Consider the following 21,934-nt stretch of genomic DNA (forward strand, 5'->3'; position numbering starts at 1 on the left):
ACGTCGTCATCAAGCTTTCAGCCGTTCATGTTGTTCCGCACATCATAGCGGATCGCCTTATTGCAACAGAACCGTTGCACGTACTCAGGGAACTGCCCCAGCGTCCACCGGACGCCGACGTGACGGACCTCTTGCCATTCAACTATGCGCGGCAGCAACAGGCCAGGGCTGACATATCGAGCGCGCCTCGGTTGCGCCATTCTCCGGTGTGCTAAAGCTGCCGCTTACGCTTAACCGCCCGTCGACGACCCGCACGTACAACGGCACGAACGGCGACACGATGTTCCAGCCTGGCAACGGCTCGCAAGGTGGCCAGTAACGCCGCGGCTAGCGCGGCGAAAATCGGTTTGACGAACCGATTGGCTTCGACACCGAGTAGAGCGGTTTGGCGGGAAGAATCGGCACGCGGCTTATTCAGCATTATCCGAGGCATCACGCAGCACGTATCGCGACTACGCCTTCGGTGCATATCTCGCATGGGAAGCGATCACGCGCACACGTCTGTCGGAACATCGTTTTGCCGATGCGAGGCGCTTTGACAACATGGTCGAGTTCCCAGGTTCTGATCGCCCATGATCCGTCCGGAAACATAGCTAAGCCTCACGCTGAATAGCCGACGGGGCTCGTTCGCGTGTCACGCCTCAACGTCGCGTTTGCGCGGCACTGGTTGCGTCATCGTTTAACATGAAGTGGATCTTTCAGTAATTATGTAGCATTACTATTTAAAGCAATTTGGCTGCACTCGAAGCATCCCGCGCTGAAAGTGATACAAGGATCAAGATTCGCCAGAACAAGGATCTGAGCAACGTTGTCGTATCGCGGCATCAACTGGGTCGACCAGCACTTCAAGCTTACGATGGTCGCGAGCAACCTCACGCGCGTGACACGATAATGTGAGCGCTACTCACGGGAGCGGCGCAATGAGCCGCCGGGGCGCGGGGCCTTCGCAAACTGCCCGGCGCATCCGTGTTTCAACTCAAAGTACGATCACCCCAACCCACTTGCCAAGCTTCGCCAGAAAATCCGGTCGACAGAAGGATGGTGGCCAGGGAAATCTTCCGTGTGAGGACGGGAGGCCGTACGGAACACGGCGCGTCGTCTTTTCCAAAGACAGGTGGGTTGCGCGGCGCCGTATGCATGCGTCAGGGTGCGCGTCCCTGTCCCGGAGGCTCGGGCGGCAACCGACCCGCTGGCATGCGGCAGGGTCGGCCGGGTGCCAATCAGCTTGATGGATGGGCGATGACGCGGCGTGGCGAAGCCGTGGCATCCCAGGCATTGATGGATGTGGACACCGAGTTCCAGAATTGCGTAAGCGCCGGATGAATCGTGTCGCGCCACCTCCTGCCGCTAAAAAGCCCATAGTGGTCGCAATCGGCAATTGTGATCTTCAGCCGCCTGGACTCGGGAATCGCGCCGCACAACGTGTGAGCGGCGTGAGTTTGCCCGGCGCCGGTGACGTTGTCGCGGTCGCCCTCGATCGTGCAAAGCGCGAGGGAGGAAAGCGTCCGCGGGCGTACGAGACGGGCGCCGATGCGCCATTTGCCACGCGCGAGCCACTGCTCCTGAAAGATCACACGAATCGCGTCAAGAAAGTAGCGTTCACTCATGTCAAGGAGCGCTGCGTAATCGCCGAGGCTGCGCAGACTACGTGCGGTCCCTTCCGCATCGCCGGCGATCCAGTTCGACCAGTAGCTCGCCTCGAGCTGCCATTTGTGATGCGGGAAGACGCCGATCATGGCGGCCTGTTGATAGAAGCCCGGATAAACGCGGCGGCCGGCTCCGGCGTAGGGTGGCGGGACCGTGTCGATCAAGTTGAGACGGAACCAGTCGAAGCTGTGCGACTGCGCAAACCGGGCGAGAGCGGTCGGGTTGATGCGTGTGTCAACAGGGCCGCCCATCAAGGTGAGCGCGGCGGCAGGCGTCGCGCCATCGCCTGCGGCAAGCGCGAGGGCTGCTATCGCGGGCACGGCGGCCTGGCAGACGGCGATCACGTTGATGCGTTCGCGGCCGATCTTGCGCAGGAATCGCTCGACGGCGAGGACGCAGTCCTCGAGGCCAAAATCCCCGTCGTTGAGCGGGACGTCGCGCGCATCGGCCCAGTCGGTCAGATAGACGTCGCCGTCCTCGAGCAGCGTTTCGACCATGTCGCGCAGCATCACCGCGCGGTGACCGGCCAATGGCGCGCAGATCAGGATGCTGGGAGCTGCCCGGCGAGCGGGAGGCAGCGGTGCGCCTGGCTTGAGCGAGAAGCGCCGCAGCTCGCAAAAAGGGATGCGGTCGACGACCTGCTCGACGACCGGCACCTTGTTCCCGTCGATGTTGACCGCCGCGATATCGAACGCAGGCACGGCCGGCGGCGGCTGAAGCAGCTGCGACATCCAGTCATAACCTGGAATCATATGCCAGCCGAGTGCACCGAGATGGCGAACGAGATTTCGCTCGGCGTCGATCCACGCGTACCACATTTACGCACCAGGTTGCTGCTTTGCGTCGCTGGCGGGCAGGCCGATAGTCTGCGCAAAAATCGGCGACCGGTCCCCATTCAGGCTCAGCACGCCGCCGGGCAGATGGTGATCGATCCAGCTTGCCGCTCCGGGTTGAGCAGCGCGTTGGGGCTTATGCGTCAAAAACGGCATTTCGGTTATTTCGAACTCCAGTGGGGGTGAGGCATCGCGTCTCCTGGCGCGGCTGCTCTGGCGCGGTCGGGCGTGCCTTCAGCATTCGAGCACGTACGATCCGGGCGCATCGCCCAGCGTGGTCCCTGCACCGACTGGCGGCGGATCGACCTGGCTGCTCGAACGATCGGCGAGCCATTGCTGCCAGCAGGGCCACCAGGAGTCGTGCTGCACCGGTGTGGCGTCGAGCCACTCGGCCGGGCTCATGTAATGTTCGCCCTTGTGCCTGATTCGGAAGCGAAACCGGTGCGCATGGCCAGGCGCCGAAACGATACCTGCATTGTGCCCCCCCGATGTCAGCACGAAACCGATCTCCGCATCGGTCAACAGGTGGAGCTTGTAGACGGAGCGCCATGGGGAGACGTGATCGCGTTCCGTACCGACAACAAATATCGGCACGTTTAGTGCGCCAAGGTGCACCGGCTTTCCGTGTATATGATACCTGCCTTCGGCGAAGTCATTGTGCAGATAGAAATGTGTGAGGGTCTCGAGATGCAACCGATACGGCAACCGGGTGGTGTCTGCGCTCCATGCCATCAGGTCGGTAGGCTGTGTACGCGTGCCGAGCAGGTATTCCCGTACGAGGCGCGACCAGATCAGATCGTGCGAGCGTAACATCTGAAAGACTGCGGCCATCTGTTCGCCATCCAGATAACCCTGTTCCCACATAAGTGCATCAAGATACGCCAGTCTGCTGGAGTCGACGAACAGACCCAGCTCTCCCGGCTCGCTGAAGTCGGTCTGGGCAGCAAAGAGCGTGATCGTCTTTAGCTCGGGAATCTCCTTCCCGTGCGCCCGCGCATGTGCGGCGGCCCCGAGTGCGAGAAGCGTACCGCCAAGGCAATAACCTGCCCCGTGCACGGGAGCGCTCGTGATGCGGTGGACCTGCCTGAGGGCGTCGAACAGGCCCGTTTCAAGATAGTCACTCAATCCGAGTTCCCGCGCTTCCCCGTGAGCGTTGCGCCAGGAAATCATAAAGACGGTATGTCCGCGCTCGACGAGATAGCGGACCAGGGAGTGATGTGACGAAAGATCCAGAACATAGAATTTGAGGATCCACGAAGGCACGAGCAGTACGGGCTCACGCCACACCGTAGGACTTTGTGGCTGGTACTGGATCAGTTCGATCAGCGGATTGCGATAGACGATCTTGCCGGGCGTGGCCGCAACGTCGCGGCCAAGTTGATGGGGAGCGAACCTGCGATTTGAACTGCCCGGTACACGGGACGTAAGCAGGTCCTCCAGGTCTTCGAGCCAATTGTGCGCTCCTTTGACGAGGTTACTCCCCCCGGTCTCAACCATCACTCGCAGCACCTGGGGATTCAGCCACCAGCAATTGGCCGGCGACAGGACGTCCGTCGATTGCCGAACAGCGAAGTGCATCAACTGTTCGTTGCGCGGGGAAACGCCACGCACGTTGGTGGTCGCCTGTTGCCAGAACGAATCGTATTGAGCGAATGCGTTGCGCAGCAGGTTGAAGGGCCAATGGCCCCACCCAGGGTCGTCGAACCGCGGATCGTCGTTCCCGAGGTGATCGGGCAAAGAGCCGGTCATGAAGGATTCCAGGTACGCAAGCACGTGAGTAGCGAGTTCGTAGTGCTTGGCCGGCGTGCAGGCAAAATGGAGCATCCAGTCGAGCCACGCCAGCACGGGAGTGGCAGGCGACCCGCCACCCGAGACGCGGGCGAATGCCGCATAGACGGCCCGGTCGAGTCGCGTCAATGCGGCATCGAACGATGCCTGGGGCAATTCCCTTTCAGGACCCGCCCCAACGGCCGCCCCGGTCAGGCGTGTCGGCGAGACGGGGGCAGGGGAGGATGTTGTCTCGATGGCTCGCATACGAATGAAAAGAGAGTCACATGTAGCCCATCATTGCCTTGTGGCAGGCGGCGCTTGCCGTCCGCATCGCATTTTGCGTTTGCGGTCTGGGAAACCTAACGGCCTGTTTGTTCGCTGAACCTGACCGACGCGCGCACGTCTGCAAGCGCTCCTTGTAAACGCCCGATGCGGCTGTGGCGAGGGCTAACCGGGCGAGTTTTTCCTCTGCATCGGCTGTCTCGAGTGCGAAACCGAACAGGACACCCACATTGGCCATTTCAACGCGTTGCTCGCTGGTCGAATCATGATAAGCCCTGAAAAAGGGATACGCTAAGTGCCGGTACCGCGGACGACTGCCGATAGCGGAAGTGTGCCGCACGGATTGCGAATCACATAGCCGTGGTAACACTCATCCACGATTGACGAACGCCGCCACGGCCTGCCGCCTTCGCCGTAGTGATTTTGTCGTCTGGCACGGGTGTCTGCGTGACGACGTACGGCCGATGGCATCTACCGCACCTTCCGGCGATGGGAGGCGGATGACTGTATCGCCGCCATTTTCGCCGGCTCGGTGCGCAAACTTCACGGGGACAGGCTGCTCGATATTGGCGTCATTCACGGCGATGGTATGACGACGGCTTGGCAGGTCTACCACGAGCGGCGGGGTTCGAAGCCTATGTCGACGGCTGCTGGCAAACCTTCGATCCGCGCAATAACGTGCCACGCGCTGGGCGGGTATTGATGGCACGCGGACGAGACGCCGCCGACGTCGCAATCAGCAACACGTTCGGCCCGGCGAAGCTGACGAAGTTCGTCGTGCATTGCGAGCCGGCGGAAGTCGGATCAGACTGAGCCCTCCACGGCGGTTCGGCAAGCCCTCAAAGTCGCCATTTTCTTTTGACGTGTGTAATGACGCTTTAACGCCTATACCGTTGACACGGGAGATTTCCATGCAACGAACCGTGGAGTAACGTGGATTCGAGATTCACCTGATCTGCAGTCCACATCGCCGGATATGCGTTGGGCGTACTTTGTCGGGGAGATCACGGGGCAGGCGGCGGTCGAGATCCGACCGTGCCGGGTAGCAGCGCGTCAGGTATAGCAGCAGCCAATTGCATGAGAACGCTCGCCTCGCCTGCAGCAGGTGTCAACACGTCAGGCGGATGTCTTTCTTCTGGTTACCTAAAATATAAATACAGTTCCATGTTCAACGGAGGCTGCCATGAGCCAATCAATTGTAGTGCTGATAGTGGGGGTTGCGGTGCTGCTATGCGTTGCGCTACTCGCAGCCGCACGGGCAAAGCGCGAACCAAAGGGCGAGCATAACGGGGAACGAAATGGAGAGCCGATGGCCCGTTGGCTGGATACGCATCCAGTTCGCGACTGGATCCGCCATAAGCATTAAACGACACCGCGGAAGAATTTCGCCGCGGGGCTGGCGTTCATGTTTGGCGAGTCGTTGCTGAAGTAGAGGCGCAGCCTCATGCGCATGCATGAGATTCGCTGGCTGGATGAACACCCTGTACCGGACCGGCTGCGCAAGCAGTTCGGACGGTAGCCCAAGGGAGCAAGATCATGACCTTGAATTATGCAGGCAGGTCGCACGATGAAGCCATGGCGGCACGGCATCACCAGAAACAGAAGGCGCAAGAACAGGCCGGCGGTGAAATGGCCGTGGAAGGAAGCGAGAGCGATGCCGAGCATAGCTGCGGCGAGCTGTCGGAACAGGGCAAGCAGGTATGGCGAAGGGTAAGCGGCATGAACGGCGGAGGGAAGGAGTGATTTTGAGTCGTCGATCGGATGCAATGCGGGCCGAAACTATCGGCCCGTCAGCATCACGTATGAATCAGTGATCGACACGAGTGAAGCCCGAAGGGAGCCGGTAATGCATCGCGCGATGATCGCGGGACTGATCAATCTGCCAGCGCGGATGGACGCGCGATCTCACGATGCGATCTCCTCACTGAAACGTCGCGACAGAATGCCGTGACCAGTGCACACTATCCGTATGCGCGAGCTTTTCGGCGTGTGCCAATACAAGCGGGAGTAGTGTCATGGTAAAAGGTCAGTTACGCAGCAATCGCGAAGTAAAAAAACCGAAGCAGCCGAAGGAAGCCGTCTCCGGTTTCGTTGCCGTCCGGCGCGGCTCGTCTCAGAGAGACGTCCAGTGTTGCCGATACGCATAAAAATCATTGACGGTGGATTCGCTCAGTCATGGCGTTTGACAATGCGCGTTCGACACTCCCTCTTGCAGCAACACAGGCGGACTTTTCGTTCGTGCGCGTTTGGGTAAGACGTCTTGTGATGATGGCGCCAGCCTTCGTGGTGGTGATGGGTGTCGACGCAACGCGCGCGCTGGGTGTTGACGACGATGTCGAGGTGGCAGTCAAATTCAGTACCAATCTAAGGGACTCAATGCGTACCTTGTTGGTAGCCCTAAACTATTAGTATCGGTATCGTCCGAGGATCCTGCAAAATCATCCCATCCATATGAGTTTCAGCGGCGGCACCCTGACCGTAGCTGGCGAGGTGCCGGATATCGCATCCAGGAAGCGCATCATCCATTTGGCGCACTCGCTCAGCGGTGCGGCGGAGTTGGTCGACCACCTGCGCGTGAGAGTTGAGTCGCCGGTCGGTGACGGGGCCATGCGCGACAGTGTGTGCGAGCGGCTCTTGCAAGCCGTGGACTTTCGCAACTGCGTGATCTGTGCGCGCGTCAAGGGGCAGGTGGAAATACTGCGCGGCAACCATGGACGCGGCAGGTAACGAGGATGGCAGCGGCGCCATCGAAGTCACGGTTCAGGACGGCGTGGTGACGCTGACGGGACAAGTGATCAGCCTGTCCCACAAACGCCTCGCCGGGGTGTTCGCCTGGTGGGCCGGCAGTTGCCGCGAAGTGGTGAACCTGCTGGACGTGTTTCCAGCCGAGGAAGACAACGACGACGAAATCACCGACGCCCTACACCTTGTGTTGGAAATCGATCCCTGCGTGCATGCCGACCAGATCACGATCAAGTCGCTGAACCACACGGTGACACTCGAGGGTTGGGTGTCGAGCGAGGCCGAGCGAAGACGGGCGGAACAAGACGCCTGGTACCTGGACGCGATCGACCGGGTCGTCAACCGCATCGACGTGCGGGCCTGATTCATCGACAAAAACTTTCTCCCCATGGCTTACCCCCGATGGTTTCGGCTACCCGCATTGAGAGGTTGTTGCCAAATCAAGGGAAGCGGTTCCGGCGGCCGGGCGCGGCTGCAAACAGTACAAGTAGTACGGCAAGGCCGCGCCGGAGCGCCAGCCAATATCATTTTGCAACAGCCCCCAGGAGATGACCTGTGGCTGCAACCTCCGTGCCGATCGCCGGCATCCGCAACATCGGCGTCATTGCCCACATCGACGCTGGCAAGACCACCATTACCGACCGGATTCTCTTTCACACGGGACGGACCCATCGCCTGGGTTCGGTCGACAGCGGCACGACGGTGACCGACTGGATGGCGCAGGAGCGCGAACGCGGCATCACGATCGTGGCGGCGGCCATCAGCGCGCGGTGGCGCGACTGCATGATCAACCTGATCGATACCCCGGGGCATATCGATTTCACCGCCGAAGTGCAGCGCTCGCTACGGGTGCTGGATGGCGCCGTGGTGGTATTCGATGCGGTGCACGGTGTGCAGCCGCAAAGCGAGACGGTATGGCGGCAGGCCGATCGCTACCGGGTGCCGCGGCTGTGCTTCATTAACAAAATGGATCGCATCGGGGCCGACTTCGAGCGCGCGGTGGCCAGCGTACATGAGCGCCTCGGTGCGCGGGTGGCATGCCTGCAAATGCCTGTCGGCCACGAAGTGGCGTTCGAAGGCCTGGTCGATCTGCTGTCGATGCAGGCGCTGCGCTGGGGGGCTGCACAGGAGGGCAAGCCGGAATGCGGTCCCGTACCGGCTGACTATCGTGCGGCGGCCGAGGCCGCGCGGGAGCGCCTGATCGAGGCCGTTGCCGAGGCTGACGATGAACTGCTCGCGCTTTACCTGGCCGGCGGCGACATCGGGCCGGAGCCGTTGCGCACGGCGCTGCGCCGTGCCACGCTCGCCAATCGCCTGTTTCCGGTTTGCTGTGGCGCCGCTTTACGGGATATCGGCGTGCAACCGCTGCTGGACTGCGTGGTCGACTTTCTGCCGTCACCGCTCGATATCGGCGACGTACAGGGGACTGATCCCGACAGCGGCCTCACGATCTGTCTCGCGCCGCGCGACGAAGAACCGCTCGCGGCGCTGGTCTTCAAGATCGTCAACGATCCCTACGCCGGCCATCTGGCCTATGCGCGGATCTATTCGGGCATGGTCAGCGCCGGCATGGCGCTGCACAATGCCACACGTAACCGCAAGGAGCGGGCAGGGCGCCTGTTGCGCATGTATGCCAATCACCGCGAAAACGTCGAGGCGCTGCACGCCGGGGAAATCGGTGCGTTTCTGGGCCTGAATCAGACCTATACGGGCGATACGCTGTGCGACGCGGAACACCCGATAACGCTGGAAACGATCACTTTCCCGGAGCCGGTCCTGCGGGCTACGGTGGAACCGAAAACGCTCGCCGAGCATGGCCGTATGGCCGAGGCGCTCCGCCAGCTGACCGACGAGGATCCGACCCTGCAACTGAGCCTCGATGAAGACAGCGGCCAGTTGCTGATTGCCGCCATGGGCGAACTGCACCTCGAAATCTTGCTCGACAGGTTGGAGCGCGAATACGGTGTAGCGGCGAAAATGGGGCGGCCGCGCGTGGCCTACAAGGAAACCATCACGCGCGAAGTGGTGGCTCAGGAGGGGCGTTTCGTGCACCAGACCGGCGGACATGGCCAATACGGCCATGTGATTCTTTCGCTGCACCCCGGCGCGCGTGGTTCGGGCATACGCTTCGAAAACGCAATCACCGGCGGGGCGGTGCCGCGCCAGTTCATCCCGGCGGTGGCGCAGGGCGTGCGCGATGCCGCCGAAATCGGAGCGCTGGCAGGCTATCCCGTCACCGACATCGAGGTGCGTCTCGAAGGCGGGTCCAGCCATTCCGTCGATTCGAGCGAATTCGCTTACCGCGCCGCGGCCATCCAGGCATGCCAGGCCGCATTTGGCAAGGGGCGGATGGTGTTGCTTGAACCGATGTTCCGCATCGAGGTGCTCGTGCCGACGGAATACACCGGGGCCGCGCTGGCGCAGCTCGGCGCCCGCCGCGCGGAGATTGAAGCGGTGGCGCCGTGCCCGGGTGATGTGGAAGCGATTGCCGGCCAGGTGCCTCTCGCCGAAATGTTCGGCTACGTTACTGAATTGCGCTCGGTCACCCAGGGCCACGGGCTGTATTCCATGGAGTTCGACCACTATGCCGAGGTCGAGCTTGAGGTGGCAGGCGTGCCGCCCCGGAATTAAACGGCGGTACAACCCTTCGTCGGTCGAATTCAGCCCTTGCGGAGCCCCCAACTCCGGACGTCGTACGCCTGTTCCCAACTTTCGTGTGGCAGAGCCGCCTCGAACCTCGAAGCTCGAACCGCCGTGCTATGAATCACTTAACCGGGATCTGCTGGCGTATGTCGAAACCTTGATGCGCGCTGGCAGCGGAACCGCGCCACCTGGCAATCCGGGAACAAACAACATCAGATGCCCGAATTTGCTGAGCTTATCACCCGCATCGAAGCCACCGCGGGCAACGTGCTCGCGGGTAACCGATGCCCGTTCCGCATCACGGCGTGTTGGGTCCAGGTGCGGAAGACGCCATGCCCAGCCATCCCAACAATTTCCTCAGCGGCGTCTACTATCTGCAAACGCAGGCAGGCCCAGACGCGATCAATTTTCACGATCCGCGCCCTCGGGTGCCATTTTTCGTCCGCCGGTCACCGAATTGTCGTCGCACAACACCGACCAGGTGGTGGTGAAGGTGAGCGACGGCACCTTGCTCGTGTTCCCGGCCTGGCTGCCACATTCGGTGTCAGTGAACACGAGCGCCCGCACGCGCATCAGCGTTAGTTTCAATCAAATGGCGGTCACGCGAAAATCCGCAGCACTTGAGACATGATGTGGCAAGCGCGACCGCCTTCGCGAAGTCGTGCAACTCGGGTATGTTGACGAGCGCCGACAGTTGCGCATTCTCACGATGAAGCTTTTCGACCTGATCGAGCAGGGCCAGCACCGTTGTAAGGGACGACAGCTGATATGGGGTCGACGGCGGCAGCGCCGAAAGCGACCTCGGCATAGTCTCGGCGTACCATAGTCGCATGCAGTACGCTGCCGTCGGGGCCGCGCCCCGCAGTGAGGCGCCTGGCGCTATTGCTAGTTCACCATTTCCACCGTCCCGGCGTCGCGCGTTCGGCAATCTCACGCAGCTTGTTCGCGTCGATGTCCATGCTGCGAGTCCTCCTAAATGATGATGGAGATCGACATGGCCCACGCTGAGAACACGTACAAGGGATTTCAATACCTGTTCGAACGCTTGCGAAACCGGGCGTCGGGGGCGAGCGCTTGCAGATATTCGGATTCAACGGTTTCGTGCTTATCCCGCGCGAATTTGATGCAGAGCAACCCATGCAAATCCCCGTTCAATGCCTCGAGGAAGAGAGGTATCGTCAAGAAGACTGTGCGTTGGATGCAGCGATTGACGAAGCGAGGGCGATCATCGACGGCAAGCGCCCGGTGAAAGACCCGAAAACGTTCCGATAGGACGAGCGTGGGCACCGTCAACTTGTTGATCTGAGAATGCAATGGCGGCAGACGGTGCAGCCGCTCACCAGGCACCTGACGGACTTTGGGTGACGTTGGTCAGTATGTGCCACGCGCAAATCGGGCAGCGAGGTGTGTGCGATAAAGCGACGCGCGCAGCATGTGCCGCTTGAGCGCAAAGTGCTGTCGGATCGGACCGAAGCTCGAAAGGAACGCCTGGGTCCGCTGCGGGTCACGGAAGCCGCGCATGCGCCGCTAGCGCTCACGGGTAGGTTGATGACTATTCTCGGCCCGGTTATTCACGCGTGCAGCAGCCTTGACGAGCACGTGTTTGACGCCGGCCAGCTCGGGGATCTTGACCTTCGCGGCCGGATAGCTTCGTAATTGATCGGTGACGATCTTGCGCGGCACGGGGCATGAACGAAGCACGCGCTTGAAGATGCGCTTCGCCGCGGCCTCGTCACGCCGCTTCTGCAGCAGGATGCCACGCACGGCGCTGTTGGCGCGGATACCGGACCGCCCGCCATTCCATGGCAATGTTCTTCATCATCTGGCGCCAGCCGAAAAGCTCTCAGCCAACTGATGCCCGCTTTGGCTGCGCCCACGTGCACCTCAAACGCAGGAGGCAACAGTTCCTTCTGCGCCGGATCGGCGAGACGCTTCAACCCTTCCGTCTCCTTGGACCAACGCCGTCTCCTTGCGCCGCACGGGCACGCTGGTGCAGCGGCCAATATGCCGTTCTTGCTCACACCCGCAATTTGCACCCAAAACTGCCCCGAATTAGCCTTCGGTAAGTGTCAGCAGGATGTCGGCGTACCAGGCGCAGTTCAGTCCGAGCGCCTCGTCAAGCTTCAGATCGCGTGAACCCACATCCAGGCGCGCCGAGTGGACGCCCAGTAGTGTCCACGGCAGGTCGCACTGGGTCGGGTCGGGCCCAGTTTCGCGCATCACGACGGGCGCGCCACTGGTGCCCCGGTGCGTGCGCGCGTCGGTGAGAAAGTAGCCGTTGCCCTGGAAACGAAGGCCAAACGAAGAAGCCACTACCGCATGGCGCACTACGGGCATGTGATGCACCGTGTCGTGGAAGCCGAGCGGAAACCCCACTACCAGCAGCGACGTGCCTACTTCGACCCGATCGAGCGCGCCGCACAGGTGCTTTGGCGTGAAGGCGCAGTAGGCCGCCGTCATAGGCAGCGCAGAGCGCTCGATCTCGATGACTGCCACGTCGATCTCTCCGGCAGTGTCCATGCCCTGTCGCCAGATGCTCCTTCCCTCGCGGTATAGCGGGACGGAGAACCCAATGGACCTGGTCATATTATGGGGATCGGTATGCAATTCGATCTCGATCCGGTCGGGGAAGTGTTTGCTTTGTTCGTCGAACATCACGTGACGGGTCGTCACGAGGAACAAGCGCCTGTCGCGCTCAAAGAAAAAGCTCGTCGCATTCGTCAACAGCCGCTGATGTTTGAAGGTAGCCAGGCGTGCCACGGTCAGCAGAATGGATTCGAACATCGGTGTCAAACGAAGAGAAGTTGCGACGATTGTGTGACCAGTTACGCCAGCCTGAGATGGAGCGCGACACACTCTCTCACGCGGCCGCGGTGCAGCGCAAAGGCAGCTGCCTTCTTGCGTTTGCGTTCGGCAGTCGGCTTCACATAAGACATCCGTGCTCGCAGTTCCTTCAGCAAGCCGGTGTTCTCGATGGCCCGACGGAAGCGGCGCAGCGCGACGTCAAGCGGTTCATTTAACTTCGGAATTATGGTTGTCAAATCATCCTTGAGTTCGCCTCGAGCAACGTTGTCGGCTCACATGCGAACATATGGAAGATTCTCGTCGCTGTTGGCGCGTGAATTAGTTACAGGTCGGCAACGGTTGCGCCATCCACCTTTCCGTCGATGATATCTCTGCCTCGCTGATAGGCGGCCCTTCTGGCGACTCCGAAGTCGGGGATGGAGTCCGCCAACTGGAGTCGAAACACGCGGCTCCCGCGTGCCCCGGCCCCCGCGCGACCAATGCGTACCGCAACGTCGTAGCCTTCCGCATATCTGGAATGCGCGTCAAAACGCTTGAACCCACGCGAAAAGACCAACGGATAAAGTTCAAACCCCTTGTAAATGCCCAACTGCAGCGTCGACATAACAATTCTTCTCCGACAGGGGATACCTGACTATACACGCTATTTGTGAGGTAAAGCGGCCGATGGATCGCTGGCGATAGGCAAGCGCAGGCGCCGCTGCAGGCAAAAAGAGCTGGCCATGCAATTGCCGTCGCGGCGCTTTCACACCGTCACATGGCGTGAAGGCGCCAACGCCGCCCTGTCGTCGCGCCTTGCGGCAATACGGGTGCATTGCACCTCCCGCGCCGCCCAGCCAGCTGTGACGCCCGAGGACGAGTGGCTGCTCATCGAGTGGCCCAGGGAGGAGGCCGAGCCGACCAAATACTTCGTCAGTACGTTGCCGGCTGACACGCCAATCAAGGAACTCATGCGACTTGCAAAACTGCGCTGGCGCATTGAGCGCGATTACCAGGAGCTCAAGCAGGAACTCGGCCTGGGGCACTTCGAGGGGTTAGCTGGCGCGGTTTTGATCGCCACGCCACGCTGTGCATAGCCGCATACGGCTTTCTCGTCGCCGAACGCCTGGCGGGGCAAAAAAACTCCGGCTCATCGGTTACCCTGCGAAGTGCCTTCCTTACCCGAAGGCTTCCGGCCCCGGGGCGCCCTGTGTAAGCAGCGCCATGTGCCGGATTCCATCGTCACGCTGCGATTGGAGCTTGCTGCATCGTTGCTTGCCCGTCCTGATCGCTGCCCGTGCTGCGGCCGGGGAGCTGAATGATTGTTAAGACAGTAGTATCTAAAAAGCTGAGTGATTGGGCTGTTATTGCTGGTGCGCGATTAGGGGATCTGAGGCCCCGCTGAAACCATCAGCAGAAGTGCGCGGTCGTTCGCGAACGTCCGTCCTGCGCAGTGTTTCGTTGAACTCGACGGAAAATGATGCAGCCAGGCGTGTGTGCGTTCGACGCCCCGACACACTTTGCCAGGGCCGCTGCCACGAGGCTGGACGCGCCGGGCAATGTCGCGCCGACATTTACGAAGCTTTCCCCAAACCCGGCTGTTGCCTGGTCTACTGGAACACCTCGCGGCGGACCCGATAGTCTTTGTGAAACCGTCTCCAGGTGGAACGCGACTGCGTAACGCTCAGTGGCGAACTAGACTGGAATTATTAGCGGCACGCGGCGAAATGCACGTCAGTGCGCATGTGCGGCGTGATGGGCGTGATGAACCAGATCGCAGTGCGCACGAACGAGGCGGCTGCGGATGTCGGCGCGCAGCGGGATTTCGCCGGCATCGCGATCGACGCGCAGGACGGTGTCGCTGTCCGGCATGGTCGGCTCGCTTGCCAAAGCGTGCGGCCAGCGGGGCGGCGTGATCCGCGGAGAACGTGCGCGAAGTGGTCGACCATCTCGCCGTCGTGTGAATTTCGCGGCGCGAACAGCCGATCAGGATCGACAAAACGACATGATCAGAGGACAGGACGATGAACCGCGCTAACGAACGAACCGCCACGACGAGGATGCGTCGCGACCAGCAACCGCAGGCGCATACGGACGACAGCTACCGGTCGCCGTTGCGGATGAGGAGCGGAACGGGATGCAGCAAATGCGGCGCGACCTATGAAAACGGCCGCTGGACCTGGCACGCATCGGCGGATAAAACCCGCCAGATCGTATGCCCGGCATGCCGCCGCATTCTCGACCAGGTGCCGGCGGGCGAGCTCGTGCTTGCCGGCGACTATCTGGCGCCGCGGCACGACGAGGTGCTCGGATTGCTGCGTAACGAGGCAGCGGGCGAAGCGCAGCAGCACCCGCTCGAACGCATCATGGCCGTCGACGCGCAGCCGGACCAGGTCACGGTGCGTACCACCGGGCCGCACCTCGTGCGCAGACTGGGCGAGGCGCTCGTGAGGGCTCACCAGGGCCAGCTCACGATCAGCTACGGCGACGGCGAAGGGCTGCTGCGTGGGCACTGGACGCGCAGCGCCGGCAAGTAGCCGGGCGACGGCCTGTGGTCTGCCTGAACGTCGGCGAGCGGCACCCGCCGGCTGCATCCCGCGGCGCCGTGCTTGCGGGAGCAGACCGATCGTGCCGATCAACAACCTTGACCTGCGCTCTCACCACCTTACGTCCCCGCCTGGACGTCCCGGGGATAAAGAAAAACAGGCGGGTGAACGTTGGCCACGTTGCGATGGTGATTGACATGCGGCTGAAATAATCTTCGGCGAATGCCGTTTGCGATCGAGGAGCGGCCGCATCACCCGCGCACGTGACTTCAGCAACAGCACCGCGATCGCGCTCCTAGGAGCGTACCTCGCCGCGCAGCGCTCCTGCACATAGGCGGTCAACGCGCCCAAAAACCGCCGCCGGTCACGAACACGAGCAGCGTCGCCTCGCGGTTGACCTTGTCCGCCGCAATCAGCCGCGCGCCAGGGGCATACACGTCAAAACGCGAATCGACGGTAGCGGTTTCGCCGTACGCGTCGAGTGTCCTGCCATCCGCGCCCCGCGCGAGCAGCTTCGCCGTGCCACCTTGCAGGGCGTCGTGCAACTGCTGATGCGCGGCGTTGACAATCGGCGGCCACCGCATCCTTTGCGGGGCCACCGGAGCACGTGTGAAGCGCGCCCGTACGGCGTGCCTGTGGCGAAGTCGAGTTGCGCGACGCTCCAGGCCGGCATCCTGTTGCCGCGGTGCGCGGTCATGCCGATCGACCGGTCGCCCGATGCTGCTGGAACGCATGTGCTGGCTTGGCTGGGAGTGAAGGGAAGCGGTACGCTGCGTGTATTGCCCAACTGTCGGCGTGGCCGCATACGAGCCTGTTTTGCAATGGGTATTGGAAACGGCGGAAGGAGCCGCCGTCGCAGTGTTGAGTTGTCATGCAAGGTCTGCGGTAGCCTTGGGGCGTGTCGCGGTGCACAAGCCCCGACCACGGCATCGGGTGTTGGTCGGCGAAACCGCCAGAGGTGTCGCTCAGCAGCAGGGCGATGCCGTTTCAATAGCGGAACAATGCGAGGGCGTTGCTGCCGCCGGAAACGACATGCAAAATCAAGCCTCCATTCAGGACGACTTCCTGCAGTCCCTCATGACGGATGAGACGCACGCAAGCGTCTACCTGGTCAACGGCATCCGACTCAGCGGCCGGGTTCAGTCGTTCGACCGGTACGTTGTTATCCTGGAATCCGCATCCGGCCGCCAGATGGTATTCAAGCACGCGATCTCCACGGTAATGCCCGGCTCGTCGGACCGGATGCCAGAGTCGCCACACGGCACCGGCGGTCGCTTGAGAAAGGCGCACGCGTAACGCTTCCGGCTTCAGCCAGCGGCGTCTGATGACGCAACGGTTTACTTCGTCTCGCGCAAACCGTCGTGGCGGCCTTGATGGTCGTTGATGCCTTGCCGCTGTCGACCGATGCGGTCGACGAGGGTGATCCCCCGATATCGGCCCGTCGGAAATGAGGCGCAATCCCGTCAGTACCCCGAATGCCCCCCGTGTGACTCCGTCGACGGTACGTAAGCGTCGGCATCACATCCTCGCCAAGGCTGGGACGCGTCGCCAAGGGGAATTGACGTTGATTGGCCGGATCGCCGCCACCGCGTTGATTGATGTCCAGTCAGGGCCGCTGCCCTGCAGCCTTGCAATGGGATACCGCATCGCTGCGCGTTCGCACAGGACCCGTTACCGCGTTACTGCACTGCGGCGTATCAGCCGGGATCCGCCACCACTTCCTGGCAGATCACGGGATCGAAGCAGCGGGCGTTGCCTGCTGTGCAATCCATTCAGCGGGTTCCTTCGCGGACGGTGCTATCAGCATGTTGTCCTGTGCCTCGGTGAGCCGCGCGCGACTCGTTTTCAGATTCAACCCGAAGAGCTTCCTGATGCCGTCGGCAAAATCGATTACCAGCATTGCTGCACGGCTGCATCCTGGTTAAACGCCGCGTCGACGCGCTGCTCGCTGCAGGGCTCGAGTTGGTCGAGGCCGTGGTGAATGCCGGCCCCGGCACGCACAAGGTCGTGTGTGCCGGGGCGTTGCACGCCGACCCGCAGGTGCTGGCTGCCTGAATCGTGGCACGGACTGCTCTCAAACAATGTGGGCCCGTTCTTACAGGGTGTGGTACGGACCGTGCCGATATTCTCACCTGATGTGTTCCTGTCGACACCGAGGTGATCGGATCCTGCGATTCATGTAAGAGCGCTGCTACACGCAGGTTTGGTTCACCCGAATGCACCCTGCATCAGGTCTTTCTCAAATTCAACCGTCCACGCGGTGCCATGTCCGGTTTGGTACTCCCGTTCCCTGAGCGTCGATTTGCGAATGATGGTGACAGAGCCTCGAAGAGGGTAGACCTCGTCCACGACATCGGTCGTCTCGGTTTCCTGAAGAATAAAGTCGGTCTCGGCAAGCTGTTGACGGTGCAAGATGGCAACGAAGTCCGCTTTTTCGTCCGGCGCGATCACTGACATCTGGCATCCCCTCTCGAACGCTCGGCGTCTCCAGGTTAGCGCACGCGCCGACGTCATGGCGTAAGACGTCCTGCGTCCGGCTCTCCCAACGGTTCGGGCAAGGTCGCAGGAACCGCCGACCCGAAGTCGCTCGGGCATGGTGAACAGGATCCGCGCGGTGCACTGCACGGTTGGAAAAAAAGGGGCAGCAATGCGTAAAACAGCCGATGCGCGGTAATTTCTGCAACCCCGGACGCATCGTGACAACGGGCAATGTGTTGGCTCCGTTGTTCACCTACCGTGCGCTACACGGCTCTGCATTTGTTTCCAAGAGTCAATGCTTGCGATGCATCCAACCCATGTGGTGCGCGTCAAGCCATTGGACCATCCCCTCTCTCGGATGCTCGCCCCTGTAACGACGCACCAGCGCGAACGCAACAATCAGCACGACCGCTAGACCCACCCAAAAGCTAATCATCGACTGAGACATGGCAGGCTCCTTGTCAGGTCCAAACCATGCTTCCATTTTAGATGCTTGCGCCGCTCGTTACGCAAAGTTGCGGCGCCGATCACGCACGCAGGCTGCGGATAGGTGGGTAGCAACTATTGTCAGGGTATTCATGGGGGCAATCGAGATGACGAAAGCGGCCCCGCTGAGCCGCCAGGCGCAAGAGGAAATCGCGGAGATTTTTGCTGGCGAGCGCCGCAACAGACGCAGAGATGATGTAGCTGCTTGAGCAGCTGCGCAAGCGAAGCGGCGCATGGAGCTACTGCACCAGCTACGCGACGAGTACCGCGATCTGGCTGGCGCGCGGCCGCCCAAGACGCGCGAGCCCCAATCGCATCGCGACGAGGCGTCGGGACTCGACAGCGGCGATGCGGCGCGCGCCGTGCTGGCGCAACATGACTTTGACGAATTACACCAGATCGGCCAGGCGGTCGTGCGCGCCGCCCAGAACCGTTTTGGCCTGTGCATCGACTGCGGCAGCCCAATCGACCACGCGCGGCTCGCCGCCACACCGGATGCAGCACGCTGCGTGGCGTGCCGGGTCCAATACGAGCGGCACGCTTCAGGCGCACACAGGTAGAGCGCGGATTCGAACGGGCCGGGAGGCAGGGGTTTCTACCCGGCGACCCTGTCAATCACGCAGATCGACGAGTGACTGGATCAGCTGTCCGACGACCCCGTACTCGACCGCCTCGGCCGCAGACATCCAGTAGTTACGGTCGGTGTCTTCGGCGACTTTTTCATATGTCTGCCCGGTCGCCTCCGCGATCAGACGATTGATCCGTTCACGAATCTTCACGATTTCGCGCGCCTCGATCGCGATATCGGTGGCCTGCCCATGTGCCCCACCAAGCGGCTGGTGCAGCATGAAACGCGTGTTCGGCAGCGCGTAGCGGTGCTCCTTGCGTGCACCGAGATAGATCGTCGCCCCCGCACTCGCAACCCAGCCGGTGCCGACCATGCGCACGGGGGCGCTCGAGTCGATGAACCTGACCATGTCGTGTATGGTGTCGCCGCTTTCGACATGACCTCCCGGCGAGTTGATGAACACGTCGATCGGCTCGGAAGATTCGCTTGCAAGCGTCAATAACCGCGCACAAACATCACGCGCAAGCTTGTCGTCGATCGTGCCGAACACGAGCACGCGTCGCTCGTTCAACAGGCGGTTTTCGAGCACATTGACCTGATTGGACACCGTATCGTTGCGCTCGGAATCGTCACCGTCCGGCTCGTGCTGGCCGAACGGTTGCGCGATGCGGTGATTGGAATGGCCTGTCATGGATTCCTTCCTCCTTTGCATGCGCACGCGCGAGCCGGCGCGCACGCCGGGATTGAGGGTACCATGCGAGCGTTCCGGCCGCCGCTGTCACCACAACACCTGTGCCCAAACTTGCAAGGGGTTTCGATGCTAGCCGGAAAGCACCATCGCGCAGCGTTATGCTTCAATCACCGCGGGCACGACCTCACGCATCATCGCGACGAAGCGAAGCAGGGTTCGAACCCGGCGCCGCGCACAATCTTCACCGACAAGTTCCGCAGCCATGCGGCCGCGAAAGGCAAGATACCCAAGCTGGCGAACGCGAAGCATGGTTCGTCAAAGCAGCGGACCGCGTGAATAGCCGGGCGGAAAGCAGCCATCAGCCAACCCGTGAACGCGAACGACGCGTGAAAGGATTTCGCATCTCGAAGCGCACGCAGGCCTTCCTCTCTGCGTTCGGAACCAATCCGTCAGCACTTCGCATTACCGCGACACAGAATGAGTGCCTCGCGTCATCGAAAAGACCTCAAGGCGCGATTCGCCGCCTGACAACGCTCGACAATCACGGAAGTCGCTACTTTTGCTCGTTGATGAGCCGCTGGGTGGCGTCACTTGAAGTGATTACACACTCGAATTATCAATATTTGGTAGCAATCCCATATAAATGCAGTAAGTTTGCTGAAGTGTACACGCAGGCGAACGGCTTTCCGCTGGCCACCGCTTCCAGCCGATCTGGCGAGCCCGGCGCCTCGTCGAAAAGTTCCCTGATCCGGGTCGATAGAGCAGCGCGTGCGCGTTTGCAATTCGACTCGTTACATCTGACCACGTAAAGGCACATCAATGGACGAACTCAATGTCATGTGACAAGGAGTCCTATGTGAACGTGTCAAGCCGATGCACATCGACTAAAACATCGGTATCGGGGGCGTTTCAAGGAATCCCTATGCATGCCTTATCCCGATCTGCTGTCACACCACTGGATCGCCCAGCGCTGCGCCGCTTCGATAGCGTCCGCGTCGGAGGCAAAATCGCCGAGGTCACCCGAATACTTCACTTCGACAGCCTCCTCGGTCGCCGAGGTGCGCCGGTAGATCTTTGCACGGGCATAGTAACGACCGCATTCATCAAGAGGCGACGCGTCGATGTGAAAGTCCCTGTAGTCGAACTGCACGGTCGTCTCAGTAAAGCTGCTTTATTCGTTATCGCGTTGGCTAAGCAGCGGGCGTCCCGTCGCATCTGGACCTACGTTCACCAGCCTGTTTTGGTAGTCACAGTCGCGACAAATGAAAAAAAATCCACTTTCGTCGGTTTGGGCTTCGACTTCATCGAAGGCAAATCGCGCATTGCAGTTTCGACAAGTCCACATGGCTATCTCCATCGCCGCTTTCTTCGCTTCGGCGAGGGCGCGCACTGCCTCTCGCGCCTGATTCTCGCTTGGGAATTCGATTTCGGTTTCGTGCGGATCGTCCGATTCAGGTTCGGCTCCCACTTTCTCGCAGATGAACGATTGCGCGATAAGAGCCGGCAACCGTCTTCATCACACGAACTCGTGCGATGTGCGTGTGCGTTGCGTAGATCTCGTCTTCCACCACGATCTCCCATTCCCTTTACAAGGAATCGTAGCATGAGCCAATGGATTGACGGCTGCCACTTCGGTGACTGCCGCGACACGAGGCGCGCCATGATCGTCGCCGGCGTCAAGGTTCAGACGATCGTCATGCTCGTGAACTCACGCACGTTACAGGTCAATGACAGAAATCGTGGGATGGCGGCCGTCCACGATGGATCGCCCCATTTCATATCCCGCTTCGCGAGCCTGCGCCTCAGTTTCATACACGTCGTATTCGAGAGACTGGAAGGCTCTTGTGAGATACCCATGCCGCAGATCAACACCGGGACGGCAAACGTAGCCGGAAAACCTGAATCGATCATCGGGACCAACGGGCGTGCCGCAAGTATGGTTGATCAATATCGGCATGACGTTGATCTCGAAGCCGCCGTACTGGATGCTGTGCCACATGAGCACCTCCTGATTCTTCGCTGCGAGCGATACACCAGCGCAGGCCATCGGCCCTACTCATCGTTTGCGGTGCTGATCAATCTGTCGATGAAAGCATGGGCTCGACGTTCACCGTACGAAAAAGCCGAGTCCCACGACAAGAATCCGAGCTGTTCGGGAAAACTGTCGATCGAGGTAGCAGTCGGTTCAGTCGAGATTATTGACCAGAAAACAGAGTACCGAACCTCTTGCCCTTCCAGCGAGATGACGTTGCTGGTTATGACATGGACGTCAACGTTGAAACCACGATATGGCGCGCAGGACTGGGTATTCATCGCAGTGCCATTTCGGAGGCGGCAGAGAATAGATCTCGCATTCCCCGTGCCTGCCCGATGACGTCCGAAGAATAGCGCAATGCAATCAACCGCAACGACAATGACCCAAAGTCAACCGAAGCGCGGCACGCCCGAGCAGATTCTGTTTGAA

24 protein-coding genes and 5 pseudogenes are annotated in these 21,934 nt (G+C 61.0%); 15 read left to right on the forward strand and 14 right to left on the reverse strand.

From position 1 onward, the window contains the following. Window positions 1-215 (forward strand): annotated as a pseudogene (locus BN2476_RS47835) (hypothetical protein); the annotation flags it as partial. Window positions 216-1,220: 1,005 nt separating this feature from the next. Here BN2476_RS47835 and phaZ read toward each other — a convergent pair. Beyond that, window positions 1,221-2,465, reverse strand: a complete 1,245-nt coding sequence (phaZ, locus tag BN2476_RS41770) for a polyhydroxyalkanoate depolymerase (protein WP_087740004.1) — start codon at window positions 2,463-2,465, stop codon at window positions 1,221-1,223. A 249-nt stretch (window positions 2,466-2,714) separates the two neighbouring features. Continuing rightward, window positions 2,715-4,424, reverse strand: a complete 1,710-nt coding sequence (locus tag BN2476_RS41775) for a PHA/PHB synthase family protein (RefSeq protein WP_235851209.1) — start codon at window positions 4,422-4,424, stop codon at window positions 2,715-2,717. 726 nt (window positions 4,425-5,150) lie between these two features. Between BN2476_RS41775 and BN2476_RS41790 the strand changes: the two are divergent. From BN2476_RS41790 to BN2476_RS46895, 7 genes and pseudogenes are all read left to right on the forward strand, one after another. Further along, window positions 5,151-5,345: pseudogene (locus BN2476_RS41790) on the forward strand (transglutaminase family protein); the annotation flags it as partial. Between the two features lie 723 nt (window positions 5,346-6,068). Then, window positions 6,069-6,275, forward strand: coding sequence for a hypothetical protein (locus BN2476_RS41800; protein WP_087740008.1), 207 nt, complete (start codon window positions 6,069-6,071; stop codon window positions 6,273-6,275). 708 nt (window positions 6,276-6,983) lie between these two features. Then, on the forward strand, window positions 6,984-7,259 hold the full coding sequence (locus BN2476_RS48955) for a BON domain-containing protein (RefSeq protein ID WP_235851210.1): 276 nt from the start codon (window positions 6,984-6,986) through the stop codon (window positions 7,257-7,259). Then, window positions 7,243-7,638 carry a BON domain-containing protein gene (locus BN2476_RS48960; RefSeq protein WP_235851211.1) on the forward strand — a complete coding sequence of 132 codons (396 nt, stop codon included), beginning with the start codon at window positions 7,243-7,245 and terminating at the stop codon, window positions 7,636-7,638. Before BN2476_RS48955 ends, BN2476_RS48960 begins: the two co-directional genes overlap by 17 nt. Before the next feature lie 191 nt (window positions 7,639-7,829). Next, entirely contained in the window at window positions 7,830-9,905 is a 2,076-nt protein-coding gene (gene fusA / locus BN2476_RS41815; protein ID WP_087740010.1) for an elongation factor G, read from the forward strand. A 172-nt stretch (window positions 9,906-10,077) separates the two neighbouring features. Next, window positions 10,078-10,548, forward strand: coding sequence for a putative 2OG-Fe(II) oxygenase (locus BN2476_RS49845; RefSeq protein WP_369122664.1), 471 nt, complete (start codon window positions 10,078-10,080; stop codon window positions 10,546-10,548). 443 nt (window positions 10,549-10,991) lie between these two features. Next, window positions 10,992-11,189 (forward strand): hypothetical protein, encoded by a 198-nt coding sequence (locus BN2476_RS46895; protein WP_087740012.1) that lies wholly within the window; start codon window positions 10,992-10,994, stop codon window positions 11,187-11,189. Window positions 11,190-11,253: 64 nt separating this feature from the next. Here the strand turns inward: BN2476_RS46895 and BN2476_RS41830 are convergent. The 4 genes and pseudogenes from BN2476_RS41830 to BN2476_RS41845 all read right to left on the reverse strand — a co-directional run. Next, a pseudogene (locus BN2476_RS41830) lies at window positions 11,254-11,672 on the reverse strand (DDE-type integrase/transposase/recombinase); the annotation flags it as partial. Between the two features lie 297 nt (window positions 11,673-11,969). After that, entirely contained in the window at window positions 11,970-12,701 is a 732-nt protein-coding gene (locus tag BN2476_RS41835; RefSeq protein ID WP_087740013.1) for a trypsin-like peptidase domain-containing protein, read from the reverse strand. Window positions 12,702-12,742: 41 nt separating this feature from the next. Then, the gene (gene rpsU, locus BN2476_RS41840; protein WP_087740014.1) at window positions 12,743-12,958 is read right to left on the reverse strand and encodes a 30S ribosomal protein S21; all 216 of its coding nucleotides are present in this window, start codon (window positions 12,956-12,958) and stop codon (window positions 12,743-12,745) included. Window positions 12,959-13,044: 86 nt separating this feature from the next. After that, the gene (locus tag BN2476_RS41845; RefSeq protein WP_087740015.1) at window positions 13,045-13,326 is read right to left on the reverse strand and encodes a hypothetical protein; all 282 of its coding nucleotides are present in this window, start codon (window positions 13,324-13,326) and stop codon (window positions 13,045-13,047) included. A gap of 106 nt (window positions 13,327-13,432) precedes the next feature. On the opposite strand from BN2476_RS41845, the pseudogene BN2476_RS48970 reads away from it, so the two are divergent. Further along, a pseudogene (locus BN2476_RS48970) lies at window positions 13,433-13,909 on the forward strand (transposase); the annotation flags it as partial. A 526-nt stretch (window positions 13,910-14,435) separates the two neighbouring features. Here the strand turns inward: BN2476_RS48970 and BN2476_RS46900 are convergent. After that, on the reverse strand, window positions 14,436-14,573 hold the full coding sequence (locus tag BN2476_RS46900) for a hypothetical protein (protein ID WP_160111864.1): 138 nt from the start codon (window positions 14,571-14,573) through the stop codon (window positions 14,436-14,438). 152 nt (window positions 14,574-14,725) lie between these two features. Between BN2476_RS46900 and BN2476_RS41855 the strand changes: the two genes are divergently transcribed. Further along, window positions 14,726-15,238, forward strand: coding sequence for a BCAM0308 family protein (locus tag BN2476_RS41855; protein ID WP_087740017.1), 513 nt, complete (start codon window positions 14,726-14,728; stop codon window positions 15,236-15,238). Between the two features lie 347 nt (window positions 15,239-15,585). Here BN2476_RS41855 and BN2476_RS46170 read toward each other — a convergent pair whose 3' ends face one another. Next, on the reverse strand, window positions 15,586-15,981 hold the full coding sequence (locus BN2476_RS46170; protein ID WP_143811194.1) for a hypothetical protein: 396 nt from the start codon (window positions 15,979-15,981) through the stop codon (window positions 15,586-15,588). Window positions 15,982-16,279: 298 nt separating this feature from the next. Between BN2476_RS46170 and hfq the strand changes: the two genes are divergently transcribed. Further along, complete coding sequence (gene hfq / locus BN2476_RS41865) at window positions 16,280-16,543, forward strand: RNA chaperone Hfq (RefSeq protein WP_087740037.1); 264 nt, start codon at window positions 16,280-16,282, stop codon at window positions 16,541-16,543. 433 nt (window positions 16,544-16,976) lie between these two features. Here hfq and BN2476_RS46175 read toward each other — a convergent pair whose 3' ends face one another. Then, window positions 16,977-17,147 (reverse strand): hypothetical protein, encoded by a 171-nt coding sequence (locus BN2476_RS46175; protein ID WP_143811195.1) that lies wholly within the window; start codon window positions 17,145-17,147, stop codon window positions 16,977-16,979. Here BN2476_RS46175 and BN2476_RS46905 point away from each other — a divergent pair. Beyond that, window positions 17,147-17,302, forward strand: coding sequence for a hypothetical protein (locus BN2476_RS46905; protein ID WP_160111866.1), 156 nt, complete (start codon window positions 17,147-17,149; stop codon window positions 17,300-17,302). The two genes, BN2476_RS46175 and BN2476_RS46905, sit on opposite strands and share 1 nt — an antisense overlap. A gap of 153 nt (window positions 17,303-17,455) precedes the next feature. Here the strand turns inward: BN2476_RS46905 and BN2476_RS41870 are convergent, their stop codons facing one another. Together BN2476_RS41870 and BN2476_RS47390 are read right to left on the reverse strand one after the other, a co-directional pair. Next, complete coding sequence (locus tag BN2476_RS41870) at window positions 17,456-17,704, reverse strand: hypothetical protein (RefSeq protein ID WP_087740019.1); 249 nt, start codon at window positions 17,702-17,704, stop codon at window positions 17,456-17,458. 313 nt (window positions 17,705-18,017) lie between these two features. Further along, window positions 18,018-18,173 carry a hypothetical protein gene (locus BN2476_RS47390; protein ID WP_162849295.1) on the reverse strand — a complete coding sequence of 52 codons (156 nt, stop codon included), beginning with the start codon at window positions 18,171-18,173 and terminating at the stop codon, window positions 18,018-18,020. A 271-nt stretch (window positions 18,174-18,444) separates the two neighbouring features. Here BN2476_RS47390 and BN2476_RS41880 point away from each other — a divergent pair, with 271 nt between their 5' ends. Next, window positions 18,445-18,771, forward strand: coding sequence for a TraR/DksA family transcriptional regulator (locus BN2476_RS41880; protein ID WP_087740021.1), 327 nt, complete (start codon window positions 18,445-18,447; stop codon window positions 18,769-18,771). Between the two features lie 51 nt (window positions 18,772-18,822). Here BN2476_RS41880 and BN2476_RS41885 read toward each other — a convergent pair whose 3' ends face one another. Continuing rightward, a complete protein-coding gene (locus tag BN2476_RS41885; RefSeq protein WP_087740022.1) occupies window positions 18,823-19,470 on the reverse strand; it encodes an ATP-dependent Clp protease proteolytic subunit in 648 nt (215 codons plus the stop codon). 216 nt (window positions 19,471-19,686) lie between these two features. Here BN2476_RS41885 and BN2476_RS41890 point away from each other — a divergent pair. After that, a pseudogene (locus BN2476_RS41890) lies at window positions 19,687-19,998 on the forward strand (DDE-type integrase/transposase/recombinase); the annotation flags it as partial. Between the two features lie 403 nt (window positions 19,999-20,401). Here the strand turns inward: BN2476_RS41890 and BN2476_RS41895 are convergent. Both BN2476_RS41895 and BN2476_RS47095 read right to left on the reverse strand, forming a co-directional pair. Continuing rightward, entirely contained in the window at window positions 20,402-20,620 is a 219-nt protein-coding gene (locus BN2476_RS41895) for a hypothetical protein (RefSeq protein ID WP_087740023.1), read from the reverse strand. Between the two features lie 21 nt (window positions 20,621-20,641). After that, complete coding sequence (locus BN2476_RS47095) at window positions 20,642-20,977, reverse strand: hypothetical protein (protein WP_162497912.1); 336 nt, start codon at window positions 20,975-20,977, stop codon at window positions 20,642-20,644. A 96-nt stretch (window positions 20,978-21,073) separates the two neighbouring features. Between BN2476_RS47095 and BN2476_RS48975 the strand changes: the two genes are divergently transcribed. Then, window positions 21,074-21,844, forward strand: coding sequence for a hypothetical protein (locus tag BN2476_RS48975; RefSeq protein WP_235851213.1), 771 nt, complete (start codon window positions 21,074-21,076; stop codon window positions 21,842-21,844). Window positions 21,845-21,934: the final 90 nt, after the last annotated feature.

The organism is Paraburkholderia piptadeniae, assembly GCF_900007165.1.
In the GTDB taxonomy this organism is placed as follows: Bacteria; Pseudomonadota; Gammaproteobacteria; order Burkholderiales; family Burkholderiaceae; genus Paraburkholderia; species Paraburkholderia piptadeniae.